Annotated in this window: 14 protein-coding genes; 7 read left to right on the top strand and 7 right to left on the bottom strand. The window is 74.5% G+C overall.

The features are described 5' to 3' along the window. The 5 genes from ACIGO8_RS05995 to ACIGO8_RS05975 all read left to right on the top strand — a co-directional run bounded on the left by ACIGO8_RS05995 (position 1) and on the right by ACIGO8_RS05975 (position 5,371). Positions 1-969, top strand: a complete 969-nt coding sequence (locus ACIGO8_RS05995) for an NADPH:quinone oxidoreductase family protein (RefSeq protein ID WP_399724539.1) — start codon at positions 1-3, stop codon at positions 967-969. After that, complete coding sequence (locus ACIGO8_RS05990) at positions 966-2,162, top strand: acyl-CoA dehydrogenase family protein (protein ID WP_399724538.1); 1,197 nt, start codon at positions 966-968, stop codon at positions 2,160-2,162. Before ACIGO8_RS05995 ends, ACIGO8_RS05990 begins: the two co-directional genes overlap by 4 nt. Further along, on the top strand, positions 2,159-3,244 hold the full coding sequence (locus ACIGO8_RS05985) for an acyl-CoA dehydrogenase family protein (RefSeq protein ID WP_399724535.1): 1,086 nt from the start codon (positions 2,159-2,161) through the stop codon (positions 3,242-3,244). Before ACIGO8_RS05990 ends, ACIGO8_RS05985 begins: the two co-directional genes overlap by 4 nt. A gap of 180 nt (positions 3,245-3,424) precedes the next feature. Continuing rightward, complete coding sequence (locus tag ACIGO8_RS05980) at positions 3,425-3,619, top strand: hypothetical protein (RefSeq protein ID WP_399724532.1); 195 nt, start codon at positions 3,425-3,427, stop codon at positions 3,617-3,619. A 213-nt stretch (positions 3,620-3,832) separates the two neighbouring features. Further along, positions 3,833-5,371, top strand: a complete 1,539-nt coding sequence (locus tag ACIGO8_RS05975) for a hypothetical protein (RefSeq protein WP_399724529.1) — start codon at positions 3,833-3,835, stop codon at positions 5,369-5,371. Positions 5,372-5,467: 96 nt separating this feature from the next. Here ACIGO8_RS05975 and ACIGO8_RS05970 read toward each other — a convergent pair whose 3' ends face one another. The 7 genes from ACIGO8_RS05970 to ACIGO8_RS05940 all read right to left on the bottom strand — a co-directional run bounded on the left by ACIGO8_RS05970 (position 5,468) and on the right by ACIGO8_RS05940 (position 13,298). Then, a complete protein-coding gene (locus ACIGO8_RS05970; RefSeq protein ID WP_399724527.1) occupies positions 5,468-6,265 on the bottom strand; it encodes a VOC family protein in 798 nt (265 codons plus the stop codon). Between the two features lie 119 nt (positions 6,266-6,384). Beyond that, positions 6,385-7,626, bottom strand: coding sequence for a phosphodiester glycosidase family protein (locus ACIGO8_RS05965; protein WP_399724524.1), 1,242 nt, complete (start codon positions 7,624-7,626; stop codon positions 6,385-6,387). A 101-nt stretch (positions 7,627-7,727) separates the two neighbouring features. Then, a complete protein-coding gene (locus ACIGO8_RS05960) occupies positions 7,728-8,597 on the bottom strand; it encodes a DUF6585 family protein (protein ID WP_399724521.1) in 870 nt (289 codons plus the stop codon). A 186-nt stretch (positions 8,598-8,783) separates the two neighbouring features. Beyond that, complete coding sequence (locus ACIGO8_RS05955; RefSeq protein ID WP_399724518.1) at positions 8,784-9,266, bottom strand: NUDIX hydrolase; 483 nt, start codon at positions 9,264-9,266, stop codon at positions 8,784-8,786. 85 nt (positions 9,267-9,351) lie between these two features. Next, positions 9,352-10,467 carry a YncE family protein gene (locus tag ACIGO8_RS05950; protein ID WP_399724515.1) on the bottom strand — a complete coding sequence of 372 codons (1,116 nt, stop codon included), beginning with the start codon at positions 10,465-10,467 and terminating at the stop codon, positions 9,352-9,354. Between the two features lie 326 nt (positions 10,468-10,793). Next, a complete protein-coding gene (locus tag ACIGO8_RS05945) occupies positions 10,794-12,164 on the bottom strand; it encodes a rhodanese-like domain-containing protein (RefSeq protein WP_399724512.1) in 1,371 nt (456 codons plus the stop codon). Positions 12,165-12,197: 33 nt separating this feature from the next. Next, positions 12,198-13,298, bottom strand: coding sequence for a molybdopterin-dependent oxidoreductase (locus tag ACIGO8_RS05940; RefSeq protein ID WP_399724509.1), 1,101 nt, complete (start codon positions 13,296-13,298; stop codon positions 12,198-12,200). A 390-nt stretch (positions 13,299-13,688) separates the two neighbouring features. Here ACIGO8_RS05940 and ACIGO8_RS05935 point away from each other — a divergent pair, with 390 nt between their 5' ends. Both ACIGO8_RS05935 and ACIGO8_RS05930 read left to right on the top strand, forming a co-directional pair. Next, positions 13,689-14,270 carry a Type-2Aa cytolytic delta-endotoxin gene (locus ACIGO8_RS05935; RefSeq protein WP_399724506.1) on the top strand — a complete coding sequence of 194 codons (582 nt, stop codon included), beginning with the start codon at positions 13,689-13,691 and terminating at the stop codon, positions 14,268-14,270. Between the two features lie 142 nt (positions 14,271-14,412). Beyond that, complete coding sequence (locus tag ACIGO8_RS05930; RefSeq protein WP_399724503.1) at positions 14,413-15,582, top strand: alpha-hydroxy-acid oxidizing protein; 1,170 nt, start codon at positions 14,413-14,415, stop codon at positions 15,580-15,582. The last annotated feature ends 27 nt before the right edge of the window (positions 15,583-15,609 follow it).

Raw genomic sequence — 15,609 nt, 5'->3', positions numbered from 1 at the left:
ATGCAGGCATGGCGAGTGCACGAGAACGGCGAACCGGGCGAGGTGATGCAGCGCGACGAGACCGACCGGCCCACGCCCGGCGAGGGCCAGGTGCTGCTGAAGGTCCGCGCCACCGGCCTCAACTTCCCCGACGCGCTGCTGTGCCGGGGCCAGTACCAGGTGCGGCCCCCGCTGCCCTTCACGCCCGGCGTCGAGATCTGCGCCGAGACCGAGGACGGCCGCCGCGTCATCGCCACCCCGGCGCTGCCGTACGGCGGACTCGCCGAGTACGCGGTCGCCGACGCGGCCGCCCTGCTCCCCGCACCCGAGGCGCTGGACGACGCCGAGGCCGCCGCCCTCCACATCGGCTACCAGACCGGCTGGTTCGGCCTGCACCGCAGGGCCGGCCTGAAGGAGGGCGAGACACTGCTCGTGCACGCCGCCGCGGGCGGTGTCGGCAGCGCCGCCGTCCAGCTCGGCAAGGCGGCCGGCGCCACCGTCATCGGTGTCGTCGGCGGCGCGGACAAGGCCGCCGTCGCCCGCGGACTCGGCTGCGACGTGGTGGTCGACCGGCACGCCGAGGACGTCGTCGCCGCCGTCAAGGAGGCCACCGGCGGCCGCGGCGCCGACGTGATCTACGACCCCGTCGGCGGCGCCGCCTACCAGCAGTCCGCCAAGGTCGTCGCCTTCGAGGGCCGGATCGTGATCGTCGGCTTCGCCAGCGGCACCGTCCCCGCGCCCACGCTCAACCACGCCCTCATCAAGAACTACTCGATCGTGGGACTCCACTGGGGCCTCTACAACCTCAAGGACCCGGCCGCCGTCCTGCGCTGCCACGAGACCCTCACCGAACTCGCCGCCAAGGGCCTGATCAAGCCGTACGTGAGCGAGCGCGTCGCCTTCGACGGCGCCGCCGACGCCGTGCAGCGGCTCTCCGAAGGCGTGACCACCGGCCGGCTCGTCGTCCTCCCGGAAGGAGCCCGCGCATGACGACCGGGACCGGCACCGACGCCGCCGCACTCGTCGACCGCACTCGCCGTCTGCTCGCCGAGCACCCGCCCGCCACCACCGGCCGTCTGGACTTCCTGCGCGCCCGCTTCGACGCCGGCCTGGCCTGGGTGCACTATCCCGTCGGCCTCGGCGGACTCGACGCGCCGCGCGCCCTCCAGGCCGTCGTCGACACCGAACTCGCCGCCGCGGGAGCGCCCGACAACGACCCGCGCCGGATCGGCATCGGCCTCGGCATGGCCGCCCCCACCCTCCTCGCCTACGGCTCCGAGGAGGTCAAGGAACGCTTCCTGAAGCCGCTGTGGGTCGGCGAGGAGGTGTGGTGCCAGCTCTTCAGCGAGCCGGGCGCCGGCTCCGACCTCGCCGCGCTCGGCACCCGCGCGGTGCGCGACGGCGACACCTGGGTGGTCAACGGGCAGAAGGTGTGGACCTCCAGCGCCCATGTGGCCCGCTGGGCGATCCTCATCGCCCGCACCGACCCCGACCTGCCCAAGCACCGGGGCATCACCTACTTCGTCTGCGACATGACCGACCCGGGCGTCGAGGTCAGGCCGCTGCGCCAGATCACCGGCGAGGCCGAGTTCAACGAGGTCTTCCTCACCGACGTCCGCATCCCCGACGCCCACCGCCTCGGCGAGCCCGGCGACGGCTGGCGGGTCGCCCAGACCACGCTCATGAACGAGCGGGTCTCCATCGGCGGCGCCCGGATCCCGCGCGAGGGCGGCATGATCGGCAAGGCCGCCGAGACCTGGCGGACGCGCCCCGAACTGCGCACCCACGACCTGCACCGGCGGCTCCTCGACCTGTGGGTGGACGCCGAGGTGGCACGGCTCACCGGCGAGCGGCTGCGCCAGCAGCTCGTGGCCGGCCAGCCGGGCCCCGAGGGCAGCGCCATGAAGCTCGGCTTCGCCCGGCTCAACCAGGCCATCAGCGCCCTGGAGGTCGAACTCCTCGGCGACGAGGGCCTGTTGTACGGCGAGTGGGCGATGGTCAGGCCCGATCTGGTCGACTTCACCGGGCGCGACGCCGGCTACCGCTATCTGCGCTCCAAGGGCAACTCGATCGAGGGCGGCACCACCGAGGTGCTGCTCAACATCGTCGCCGAGCGGGTCCTCGGCCTGCCGCCCGAGCCCCGCAACGACAAGGACGTCGCCTGGAAGGACCTCGCCCGATGACGCAAGCGCCGGATCTCCTCTACTCCGAGGCCGAGGACGACCTGCGGGCCGCGGTGCGCTCGCTGCTCGCCGACCGGGCCGACGCCGCCACCCTGCTCGGCCGCGTCGAGACCCCGAGCCCTTACCTGCCCGGCCTGTGGGAGGCGCTCGGCGGCGGGATCGGCGCCGCCGGGCTGCTCGTGCCCGAGAAGCTGGGCGGCCAGGGCGCGAGCCACCGCGAGGCGGCCGTGGTCCTGGAGGAGCTCGGCCGGGCGGTGACACCCGTGCCGTACCTCACCGGCGCCGTCGTGGCGACCGAGACCCTGCTCGCCCTCGGCGCCGACGACGGCCCGGTGGCCGGCCTGCTCACCGCGCTCGCGAGCGGCGAACGGGTCGCCGTCCTCGCCGTCCCGCTCTCCACCGCCCCGGACGCCGCGCCGCGGACCGACGGGCTCGTGCCCGCCGTCGCGGACGCGGCCGCCGCCGACGTGTTCCTGGTGCCGCGCGCCGACGGTCTGTACGCCGTCGAGGCGGCGGACGCGGTGGTCACCGCCCAGGTCCCGCTCGACCTCACCCGGCCGCTCGCCGCCGTCGACGCGAGCGGCGCCACCGGCACCCGGCTCGCCGACGCCGAGGCCGGCCGGGCCGCCGTACGGCGCGGACTGCTCGCGGGCGCGGGACTGCTCGCCTCCGAGCAGCTCGGCATCGCCGAGTGGTGCCTGGAGGAGACCGTCCGGCACACCAGGCAGCGCCACCAGTTCAACCGCCCGGTCGGCTCCTTCCAGGCCCTGAAGCACCGAATGGCCCAGCTCTGGCTGGAAGTCGTGGGTGCCCGCGCGGCGGCCCGCGCCGCCGCCGACGCGCTCGCGACCGGCGCCGCCGACACCGCGCTGACGGTGGCCGTGGCCCAGGCGTACTGCTCGAAGGTCGCCGTGCACGCGGCCGAGGAGTGCGTCCAGCTGCACGGCGGCATCGGAATGACCTGGGAGCACCCGGCGCACCTGGCGCTCAAGCGGGCCAAGTCCGCCCAGATCGCGTTCGGTTCGGCCGGCCGCCACCAGGACACCGTCGCCGCCCTGGCGGACCTGCCCGCTCCCCGCTAGGACACCTTCACGAGGCCCCCGCCTCTCGCCGGGCGAGAGGCGGGGACGGGTCCGAGGAACGGCCCGCTCTTCAATGTCACCCGGATGGCCGCCACGCCGTACCGCCGTCCGGATCCTCCCTTCCGTCACACTGTCCGCCGAACGCCGCAATTCCGGTGCGGTGCAAGGAAGGTGAGCGTGATGGCCATTTCCGTGTCCGTGGTGCTGCTTCTGCTGATCCTGGCCGTGATCTTTCTCCGCAACGGCGGCCTGAAGTTCTCGCACGCCCTCGTCTGCGCCCTGCTCGGCTTCTTCCTCGCGAGCACCAGCATGGCCCCGACCATCCAGAACGGAGTCGCCGCCACCGCCAACGTGGTCTCCAGCCTGCGGCCCTGACCCGCACCGCCGGATCGTTTCATGATCGTGAAGTGCCCGTGAAACGACCGCTGTTTCCATGTACATCTCACGCACTCGGGCCTAGCGTCGGCCGCCGGCGCGACGACCTTCGTACGGACGACCCGAGGAGCCGCCTTGACCAGCCGACCAACCGGCCGACCGCCCGGCCGACCGCCCCGCCGGCGAGCCCGCGTACTCGCGCTGATCGCCGCGGTGAGCGCGACCGCCCTCGCGCTCGCCACTCCCGCCGCCCTCGCCGACGAGATACCGCTCGCCCCCGGGCACCGGCTCGTCGCGCACTACGACGGAGCCCCGGCGACCGCCCGGCCCGTGCCCGGCGAGGCCCCGCCCCAGCACCCGTACCTCGCGCCCAACGGCCGCAGCGGCATGCACGCCGACGCCGCCGGCAGCGGCACCCACCCGTGGTCCGGGCCGCTCGGCCGGGACCCGCAGGTGCGCAGCGAGAAGATCGCCGCGCTCGGCGGCGAGTGCGCCACCGCCACCTTCGACGCCGGCGGCCGGCTCGTCACCGTCTGCGGCACCTTCAGCGGCTTCCTGCTCAAACTGCTCGACCCGCGCACCCTCGCCACCCTCGCCGAGTACAAGCTGCCGCAGCGCTCCTCGACCGTCGAGGCCATCACCCGGCTCGACTTCGAGAAGATCTTCAAGGACACCTCCGGCGGCGCCTACTTCTACCTGGACCACCGCGACCGGGTCGTCCTCGCCGACTCCCGCCAGCACGTCCTGCGCCTCGCGCACCGTCAACAGGCCGACGGCGCGTGGGAGTTCGTCGTCGAGGACGACTGGGACCTGACCTCCCTCGTCCCGCACGACTGCGTCAGCTGGACCCACCTCTTCCCCAGCGGCGTCTGCGACCCCGTCACCTCCGTCATGCCCGACTGGCAGGGCCGCATCTGGTGGGTCACCCGCCTCGGCCGGGTCGGCACCGTCGACCCCGCCACCGGCGCGCTGCGCGCGATCCGGCTCGACGGCGAGGAGATCCAGAACTCCTTCTCCGTCGCCGAGGACGGCGTCTCCATCGTCTCGGACCACGCCCTCTACAGCTTCCGCGCCGACCCCGACGGCACCCCGCGCGTCCAGTGGCGCCAGACCTACGACCGCGGCACCGGCACCAAGCCCGGCTCCGTGAACCAGGGCTCGGGCACCACTCCCGACCTCTTCGGGCAGCGGGGCGCGAAGTACGTCGCCATCACCGACAACGCCGACGACCGCATGAACGTCCTGGTCTACCGGCGCGGCACCGACGTCCCCGACGCCGACCGCCTCGTCTGCAAGGTCCCGGTCTTCGGCTCCGGCGCCTCCACCACCGACAACTCGCTGATCAGCTGGGGCGACAGCCTCGTCGTCGAGAACAACTACGGCTACGAGAACCCCACCTCGCTCACCTTCGGCCGCAGCGTCGTCGGCGGCGCCACCCGGATCGACGTCCGCCCCGACGGCAGCGGCTGCGACACCGTCTGGGAGAGCGACGTCCGCTCGCCGTCCACCGTGCCCAAGCTCTCCACCGCCAACGGGCTTCTCTACTTCTACGAGAAGCGGCCGAGCGGCCTCGGCATCGACGCCTGGTACCTGACGGCCGTGGACTTCCGCACCGGCGAGCGCGCCTGGACACGGTTCACCGGCACCGGCCCCGCCTACGACAACAACTGGGCCCCGATCACCATCGGGCCCGACGGGACGGCCTACGTCGGCGTCTTCAACGGCATCGTCGCCGTCCACGACGGCGCCTGAGCCACGACGGCGCCTGAGCCACGACGGCGCCTGAGCCACGACGCACCGGGTGCCCGGGACCGCACGCGGCCCCGGGCACCCGGCACGCGTGCGGGCTCACGCCATCTCGGGCATCTCACCGACCGTGGTGCGCACGTCGATCACGGCGAACGCCGCACCCTGCGGGTCCACGATCGCCGCGAACCGGCCGAAGGGGCTGTCCATCGGGCCGAAGACCTTGCGGCCGCCGGCCCCCTCGGCCCTCTCGACGGCCTTGTCGCAGTTGTCGACCGCGAAGTACACCTGGATGTACGGCGGGATCTCGGCCGGGAAGTCCTCGGCCGTCATCACCATCCGGCCGAGCAGCGGACCGGAACCGAGGTCGAACACCCGGTAGTCCACGTGCTCGTCCTGGATCTTCTTCGAGTTGTAGCCGAAGACCCGCGTGAAGAAGTCGTCGGACTTCGCCGGCTCGCGGGTGAACACCTCCGCCCACACATAGCTGCCCGACTCGCCCTCGACCTCGAAGCCCTCGTGGCTGCCGGCCTGCCACACGCCGAACACCACGCCCGTCGGGTCCTGCCCGATGCACATGGAGCCGAAGTCACCCACCTGCATCGGCTCCATCAGGAGCGAGCCGCCCGCCTCCTTGATCTTCTCGGCGGTGGCGGTGACGTCCGGCGAGGCGAAGTACAGACACCAGGCCGACTGCGGCTCGCCGTCCTGACCCGGCATCGGCGGCACGACCGCCGCGACCGCCTTGTCGCCCTTGTAGGCCTGCGTGTAGTTGCCGTACTCCGAGGCGGACTCGCCGAAGGTCCAGCCGAGGACGTCCTCGTAGAACGACTTCGCACCCTCGACGTCGGTGAACATGGCGTCGGTCCAGACCGGCGTGCCTTCAGGTCGTGAGGCCATGACGGTGACTCTCTCTCTTGCGATCTCGCGATCGATGACGTCGTTGTCTCACGGCCACGCTAGCCACGTCCGGCCCGCCCCGCGCGGTGACGCACGGTGTCCGCCGCGCCGCCGTCCACTCATCGGCGCACCAGCACACCGATGCCGTTCGGGACCGGCCGCTCCGCGCCTCCGCTCGGGTGGTTGCGCACCGTGACCGACCCTTCGCCCGCCGCCCGGCCGACCAGCGTGGACGAACCGCCGCCGTCCAGCCCGAAAGCCTCCCGCGCGCCCTGCTCCCGGAGCAGCGCCGCCACCTCGGCCACCGTCATCCCGACCCGTAGCCCGGGAGAACCGTCCAGGGCCATCAGGAGCAGCCCGCGACCGCCGTGCGTGATCCCGACCGCCGTCCGCACCGCCGGCGTCACCCCGTCCAGGCCGGGCAGCGGCGCACCGTCGCGCACCAGGGGACAGCCGCCGACGGCGAAGCGGTACGGCACCGAGGAGCCCTCCGCGACCAGCCGGTGGCGCACCCGCACCCGGTCGCCCACCGCGAGGCCGCGCAGCCGCCGCGCCCCCTCCTCCCGGCCCACCAGGACCTCGGTGTCCGCCGCCACCGGACCGCGGCCCGGCGCGTCCGCCACCGCCACCACCCGGCCGCGCCGCACGGTCACCTCGTACGCCTCCGTCGTGCACGGCGCCGCCCGGTCGGTGTCCGTCCCGCACACGGCCCGGGCCCGCGAGGCCCCGCCCCAGGCGGCGGTGAACACACCGACCGAGCCCACCGGCAGCGCGTACTGGTTCAGCCCGCCCAACGGAAACGAGCCGGCCCGGCCCGTGACCGACCCGTCCAGGACGAGCCGGCCCGTCCGCGCCCGGTGGTCCATCCCGACGCCGAACACCTCGAGCGTCCCCGTCCCCGGCGGCAGCGCCGGCCCGAAGCGCTGCCCGCGCGGCACCGCAGCCTTCAGCTCGCGCCCGCCCGCCACCGCCGGGCCCACCGGCGCGCCGGTCGCCTCGACGCCCGGGTGCTGGGTCTCCGACACATGGAAGAAGTCGCCGTTGACCGCGGCGAGCGCCCCGCGCGCGTCCGCGAGCCCGGACAGCGGGGCCCGCGCGGCCACCACGCCCGGATGGAGCAGATCGACGTCGACGCCGTCGGCCCGCAGATCGACCGCCAGCAGATGCACCCGGACCGGCCCGTGCGCCGCCGTCATGTCCAAGGCGCGGTACGCCACGCCCGGCGCCAGCTCCTGCCAGACCTCCGCGGCCCGGCCCGTCGCGCCGGCCGCGCCCGGTGCGAGCCCGACGGCCAGCACGCACCAGGCGAGCAGTAAGACCACCACCGTGCGCGACCGCGTCCCCGAACCCGTCCCGGACATTCCCCCGCCTCTCCTGACACCCCACCTGGCGTACCGTCACATCTCCCCGTTCCAGACCCGGTCGACGCGGCGCCCGGACGGCCGGCACGGAACGGGGCCGCTCAGCGACGGTATTCACGCGCGTGCGGGAACAGCTCCTTCACCAGCGCCCAGAACACCGGGAAATCCGGGATCTCCTTCGCCTGCCGCGCCCAGCGGCCCGCGCCCGCGGTCCGCACCACGACCAGACCGTCACCGCGCCACTCGCATCGCCGCACCCGCTCCCACGGCGCCGTCCCCGACGGCAGACCGATGCCCTGCCCGTGCAGCACCACCTCACCGAACGCGACCCGCCCGCCCGACTCCAGAGCCGTCAGCGCCGGCGGCAGCGCGCGCCGCACGGTCTCGTCCAGGACGATCTGGGCCAGCTCACGGATCTGCGAGTCGGTGGGCAGCGGCACCGTCTCCTCGTTGAGGAAACCGCCGACGCTCACGCCGGCCCGCTCGCCGACGCGGAGCCGGTAGAGGTACGACGTGCCGGTGTAGCCGCCGTTGACGGAGGTCCGCACGACGTCCTGGTGCATGGCCGTGACCGCCCGCCAGGCCACCGCGCGGGCCGCGCCGCCCTCACCGGGGCAGACGAGGCCCCGCTCGTAGAGGTACACGTACTCGCCGGGCCGCAGCGCGGCCGCGGGCGCGCGGAACGAGCGCCACAGGAAGCGGCCGGCGAGCCCGAACGGCACCAGGAGCAGCGGGATCCCGAGTCCGGGCCCGACCAGCCGGGTGGCGAGCGCCGGCAGCGCGAGCGCCACGGCGGCCGCCAGCAGCACCAGCGGCGGCGATAAGGACCGCCGCGGCGCCGGCCGCTCGTCGTCGTCGCCCGTGTGGCGGGCCCGGAACGCCCGCAGATACACGCCGAGCCCCGCGTCCCGCGCCGCCCGTGTCGCCGCCTCGTCCGGCGGAGGCACCGTCACCCGGTCGAGCTGTCCCATGGCACATCCCCCCGTCCCGTCATGATGTCAGCGGTTCCGTGCTCCTGTCAGTGCCTCTGCCACGACCTGTCGGAGGTCCGGGCGGCTTCCGATGTCGTCATGCCCGCACCCGAGGGCGCACTCGACCAGCTCCCACCGCGCCCGAGCCCGCCCGATCTCTGCCCGCAGTGTTCGGCGAGACACCCCCTAGCGTCGGCCCACGACCTCGTAGCGGTGGAACGGGCCTTCCGGGAGCGGGAGTTCGGGGCGCCAGAACTTCAGGGTCTGGGCGGAGGGAAGGAACAGGCCGGCGGGAAGGCGGTCGGTGGGGAACCACTCCCAGCGCTCGATCTTGTCCGGTTCGGCGACGGCCGGGGAGCCGGTGTGGGCGTGGACGACGGTCGCGGCGGTCAGCCGGGTCAGCTCCGCGGAGGTCGCGGTGTCGAGGATCAGGCCGATCACCGACACGTCCGCCGCGTCCGCGACGAGCGTGGTCTCCTCGGCGAGTTCGCGCACCGCCGCCTGCTCGATGGACTCGCCCGGGTCCACCTTGCCGCCCGGCAGCTCCCACACGCCCGAGCGGTGCAGCCCGAGCAGGACCCGGCCGGCGTCGTCCGTCACGACGACGCCGGCGCCGAGGGAGGCCTGGGCGGCGGGCGGCTGGGCGTTGCGGTGGGCGGGTGCGGTCATGGCGTCTCCTCGTGCGGTGGTGCGGGTCGGCAGCTGCGGCTCCCAGCCAACACCACGGCTCTGACACTCCCTGCCCCTCTACGGCTCAGAGGACGGCGATCCCCAGCGGCCGGGACCCGGCCGCGAGCCGGCGCGAGGAGCCGTGCGTGAGGTCGACGACCGTCAGGCCGTCCCAGGAACCGTCACGGGTGAAGCCGCCCGTGACGTAGGCCGTGCGGCCGTCCGCCGAGACGGCGACGTCCTCGTGCGGGCCGTCCAGCGGGAAGACCCGCTCGGCGCCGTCGGGCGCGCGCACGGTGAGCGAGGGCCCGTGGTCGACGGCCGGGTCGATCGGACCGGTGCCGACGGCGAGCAGCGTGCCGTCGGGCGTGACCGTGACACCGTGCTGGTGGGTGTCGGCCGTCATCCGCAGGATCTCCGAGCGGCCGGTGCGCGGGTCGAGGACGACGAGCCGTTCGCCCTCGAACGGCAGGAGCAGCCGCCCGTCCGAGGGCCGGACCGCCGCGTAGTGCGGCTTCAGCCAGGAGCCGAGCCCGCCCTCCGTACCGTACGGAGCCACCTCGATCCGCCGGGTCCGCAGCGTGTCGGCGCGCACCACGGTCACGTCGAAGGAGTCGTGGCCCGTGGCGTACACCTCGGAGCCGTCCCGCGCGACGTCGACGTCGAAGGGCCGCCGGCCGACCGGCACCCGGTCGGTGACGCGCAGCGAGCCGGTGTCGATCACCTCCAGGACGCCGTTGTCGCCGGGCACGTTGACGCCGACGTAGACCCGGCGGCCGTCGGGCGCGAGGGCGATGCCCATGCCGCCGCCCCGGTACTCGCCGGTGGTCGCAGGACCGGTCGCGGTCCGGTACGGGACGAGGGCGAGGCGCGTACGGCTCCTGGTGTCCACCACGGCCACGCCCTCGGCGGTGGCCACCCAGGCCCGTCCGTCGGCGCCGACGACGAGCCCGTACGGCGCCGTCCCGACCCGCACGGAGTCGAACGCGCCGCGCGCCGGGTCCACGAAGCTGACCGTGTCGGCGCCGAAGTCCGCCACGAGCAGCGTGCCCTTCGGTGTGCCGCCGGCGGGAGCCTTCGCCGTGGGCGCGGCCGGCCGGCCGCCGCCGTCGGCCCGCGCGGGCTCGCCGCCGCCCTGCGCGCACCCGGCGAGCAGCGCGACGGAGAGGGACAGCACGGCGAGGACACGGGTGCGGTTCATCGGCGGACTCCCGGCGGACGCGTAAGGGACGAGGAACGGCCCGCCTGCCCGGCCGGCCTCCGTCTCCCATGCTCCGCCGGTCTCCGCCGCCGGGGATCAGCCGATCGGCCGACCCGCCCGTCGCCACCCTGGCCGACCCGCGAGCCGACCCGGTCGGCCCGATCTGCCGGGCGGGCCGCGCGACCGCCCGGCCCGCCCGGTTGCCTGGTCCGGGCCGCCCGACCGCCCGGCGCCCGGCCCGGTCCGCCCGGCGCTCGGCCGGACGCCGCAAGATGCGCGCCGGCGCCGGCAGCCCGCCGAAAGGGCCGCGCCCGCGCCCGACCCCGTCAACCTCTGCCTCCCATCAGGTCCGCCGCGCCGCCGTGCGTCACGGGGCGGACCGGGATGCCCGCGCGGGCCAGCAGGCCGGCCGCGACGGACGCGCGGCGCCCGCTGCCGCAGAAGGGCCAGATCTCCCGGTCGCGGCGCAAGGCGCCCACCCGCGCGGGAAGTTCGGCGAGCGGGACGGCCAGCGTGCCGGGCACTCCGCCTTCCGGCCGGTCCGGGCGCACGTCGAGGGCCAGGACCTCGCCGAGCCGTGCGGCCAGCTCGGTGGCGTCCGCGGTGGGGAACGTCCGCAGCGGCCGGCCGGCCGCCTCCCACGACCCGGTGCCGCCCGCGAGCACTCCGGCCACGTTCTCGTAGCCGATCCGCAGCAGCTGGACCAGCGCTTCCCGCGCGGCCTCTTCCTCCGGTTCGGGAAGGACGAGGACGAGCCGGGTGCCGAAGGGGACGACCTCCGCGACCAGGCTCGCGAAGCGGTCGTCCAGCTCCTCGCACAGCGACCCGGGCACGTGCCCCGCGGCGAAGGCCGCGCGCCCGCGCCCGTCCAGGATCTGCGCGCCCTCACCGGCGAGGCCGGCCACCACGGCGGGCGACAGCGGCCGGGCCGCGGGCGGGCCGCCGAGGACGGCGGGCCCGGACCGGTTGAGGCGCGCCATGTGGCGGTAGTACGCGGGATACGGCGGCAGTCCCGTGGCGCGCCGCGCCACGAACGCGGTCTCGTCGGGCGGCGCGAGCGCCGGATTGCCGCGCCGCTCGGCCCCGACGGTCGTCGTACGGTCGCGGGCCCGCGACACCGGCCCGGCCGCGCAGGAGCTGCCCGCGCCGTGCGTCGGCAGCACCCGGGTCGCGTCCGGCAGGAGCGTCAGCCGCCGCAGCGAGCGGTACTGGGCGCGGGCCAGTTCCTCCGTGTGCCCGGCACCGGACAGGTCGGTGCGGCCCGCGCTGCCGACGAGCAGACTGCCCCCGGTGAACACGGCGGACACGGCGGCCGGCGGACCACCGGGCTCGTCGAGGACGAGGTAGGCCGTGTGCTCGGCGGTGTGCCCGGGCGTCTCCATCGCCCGTACGGTGACGTCGCCGACGGTGATCTCGTCGTCCTCGGCCAGCGGCAGATGGTCGAAGGCGTACGGGGCGCGGGCCGGGCCGGCCACCACCGCACCGGTCGCCGCCCGCAGCTCCAGGGCGCCGGAGACGTAGTCGTTGTGCACATGCGTCTCCAGCACGTACCGGATGCGCACCCCGCGCCGGGCGCAGCGCTCGGCCAACTCCCAGCTGTCGCGCTGCGGATCGACGACCACGGCCTCGTCGCCGCTGACCAGGAGATAGCTGGAGTCGCCGAGCGACGCGGTGGTCATGACCTCGATCTCGTGCACGTCCTCGCCTCCGCACCGCCCGCCGCGCCGGTCTCACACGACCATCACGTCGACCGCGGCGACGGCGTTGCAGCCGTAGCCGTGGGCGTTCCACACGGGCCGCTCCGGCTGGGTCTCGCCGTGCGCGTCGGTGGCGCGGGCGAGCACCCGGTAGCGGCCGGGGGAGCGCGGGGTCCACCGGAAGGACCAGCCCGTCCAGGCGTACGGCCCCGACGGCGCCTCCAGCTCCGCCTCCCGCCACCCGCCGGGCTCCCCGTCCTGCTCATGGTCCGGCTCGTCCTCGGGCACGGTCCGCACCTCGACCCGCCGGACCGGCGTGCCCGCGCCCGACCAGGCCCGGCCCCGCACCACCGTCTCGCGGTGCCGCCGCAGGTCCTCGTCCGGCCCGGGCGCGGTGATCAGCGACGTGACCCGCAGCGCGGTCACCGGTCCCTCGGCAGTGCCGCGCGCGTCCACGTACACGTACTCCTCGCTCTGGAAGACGCCCTCGAAGGGCGAGGTCACCGCCCGCGCCCCGACCAGCCACTTCACGTCCGCCACGGCGTACCGTCCAGGCACCACCAGCCGCACCGGGGCGCCGTGTTCGGGAGTGAGCGGGGCGCCGTCCAGGCGGGTGGCGAGGAGGGTGTCGGGGTGGAGGGCGGCGGAGAGCGGGAGGCTGCGCTCGAAGGCGGTGGGCCGACCGCGGACGGGGCCGGAGTCGGCTCCGGTGAAGACGAACTCGACGGCCTCCGGCGCGATCCCGGCCCGTTCGGCGACGAGCCGGAACGGCACGCCGGCGAACCGCGCGCAGCCGACCGCCCGCCGGCCCCAGGGCAGTCCGGGCGGTGTCGGCGTCATCAGGGTCCGTCCGTTGCCGGCGCACTCCAGGACGACGTCGAGCTCGCGGTGCGGGAGCGCGGCCAGTTCGTCGGTGGCGAGGGTGTACGGCGTGCGCACGGCCCCGTCGATCCGCAGCCGCCAGGCGGCGGGGCCGGCTCTCGGGATCCCGAAGTGGTCGCGCACGAACAGGGCACCGGCGGGAGTGAGGGGCTCGCTCAGGGCGGCCGTCGGCGTCTCGGCGTTGTACGGGTCGGTGGTCACCGTCTCGGGCGACCAGGCGGTGGCGCCCGGCCCGCGGGGGATCACGGACATGGTCCTTCCAGGCTACGCGGCGAGGACCGGAGGAATGCCTTCAAGCCGGGCGAAAAGTATTGACATCGCGAAAAGAGGGAGGAAACTCTTCATTACACCGGAAAACCAGACGGAGCCGCACCCGCCGACGGAGACGTCCGAAGGCTCGCGTGACCCTGATCTCGGCTCTGGCCAGGCCCCCGGCCGACCTGTAGGCGACGGAGTCCGTCGGCGACGACCGACGACACCGAACCGAACGAGGACGGCCGGGGACTGTCATGTCCGGCGTGTCCGGCCCCTCTCGCCGTGGACTCGTCTTCCGCCGTGGACCCTCCTCCCGCGCACCGCCGTCGCTACGGCATACTGACGCCTCCTTGATCAACAGAATGTTTAAGGACTGAAGGAGGAGTCTTGGCCGCCAGTTTCAAGACGGTCATCGAGGTGGGCCCGGCCCACCAGGCCCAGGCGGAGGCCCTCGGCCGCGCCTTCCAGGAGGCGATCGCACCGGCCACCGTCAACTACGACTTCGACCACATCCGCGACGCGGCCGCCGCCGTCCCCGACAGCGCCATCGTGAAGATGGTCCGCGGCTGGGGACTCCAGGAACAGGCCCCGGTCCTGGTGATGGTCCTCTCGCTCAAGGAGGCCGTGCGCCAGGCCCTGCCGCCGGAGGCGGCCGAGGCCTCGTTCTGGGACACCATCGAACGCGAACTCGTCAGCGCCTTCACGGGCCTCGCCGCCCAGGAGGGCCTGCCCGGCCTCGCCTACTACGAGGAGGCCGCGGACCGCACCCGCTACTACCGGGACCTGTTCTTCGCCCTCCAGGACGAGGAGACCGGTGCGTACATGTACGCCATCGCCTTCTGCATCGACGTCACCGTCGGTCTCGACAAGGCGCGGGTCGGTGCTCTGCAGATGACCGACATCGTCCCGTTCGCGATCCGGCTCAACGCGATCGTCGTCCGCCAGGAACTCGCGGTCGCCGCCGCCTGACCTCCTCGCGCACGGCCGAGGCCCGCCGTCCCGGGCCATGGCCTGACCGGGCTACCCGACGGTAGCGTCTGCCGACGAGGTTCCCGACGAGGTTCCCGACGAGGTTCCCGGCGAAGGCGAGACGGACCATGCGAGGCGGACGATGAACCAGCGGTTCGGCGACTACCAGAACGAGATCTATCTGAACGGCCTCTTCGGCACCCTGCCGAAGCTGCCGATGAGCTTCGCCGAACTCGAGCGGCGGGCCGAGGCCGCGCTCCCGCCCTCCCTCTGGTCCTACGTCGCAGGCGGCGCGGGTGACGAGCACACCCAGCGCGCCAACGCCGAGGCCTTCCACCGCTGGGGCCTGATACCCCGGATGATGGTCGGCGCCACCCGGCGCGACCTCTCCGTCGAACTCTTCGGCCTCACCCTGCCGACCCCACTCCTCCTGGCGCCCGTCGGCGTCATCGGCCTCTGCGCCCAGGACGGCCACGGCGACCTCGCCACCGCCCGCGCGGCGGCCCGGACCGGAGTGCCGATGATCGCGTCCACGCTGAGCGTCGACCCGCTCGAGGACGTCGCCGGCGCCCTCGGCGACACCCCGGGCTTCTTCCAGCTCTACACGCCGACCGACCGCGAGCTCGCCGAGAGCCTGGTGCAGCGCGCCGAGGCGGCCGGCTACCGCGGCATCGTCGTCACCCTCGACACCTGGATCACCGGCTGGCGGCCCCGCGACCTCGCCACCGGCAACTTCCCGCAGCTGCGCGGCCACTGCCTCGCCAACTACACCTCCGACCCGGTCTTCCGCGCCCGCCTCGCCAAGGCGCCGGAGGAGGACCCGAGGGCCGCCGTCCTGGAGTGGACCGCCCTCTTCGGCAACCCGCTGACCTGGAACGACCTGCCCTGGCTGCGCTCGCTGACCAGCCTGCCGATCCTCCTCAAGGGCATCTGCCACCCGGAGGACGTCCGCCGCGCCAGGGACGGCGGAGTGGACGGCGTCTACTGCTCCAACCACGGCGGCCGCCAGGCCAACGGCGGCCTGCCCGCCCTCGACGCGCTGCCCGAGGTGGTGGCCGCCGCCGACGGACTGCCCGTGCTCTTCGACTCCGGCGTCCGCAGCGGCGCCGACGTGGTCAAGGCCCTCGCCCTCGGCGCCACCGCCGTCGCCGTCGGCCGCCCGTACGCCTACGGCCTGGCCCTCGACGGCACCGACGGCATCGTCCACGTCCTGCGCTCCCTGCTCGCCGAAGCCGACCTGGTCATGGCCGTCGACGGCTATCCGACGCTCGCCGACCTGCGGGCCGAGGGAGCCCTGCGCCGGGTGGTCTGAGCCGCGGGGCCCGGCTCTCCCTGCGAC

It is taken from the genome of Streptomyces sp. NPDC053493 (assembly GCF_044544825.1).
Taxonomy (GTDB): Bacteria; Actinomycetota; Actinomycetes; order Streptomycetales; family Streptomycetaceae; genus Streptomyces.
Note: the sequence above shows the minus strand (reverse complement) of the source record. Positions and strands in the feature narration are given on the sequence as shown.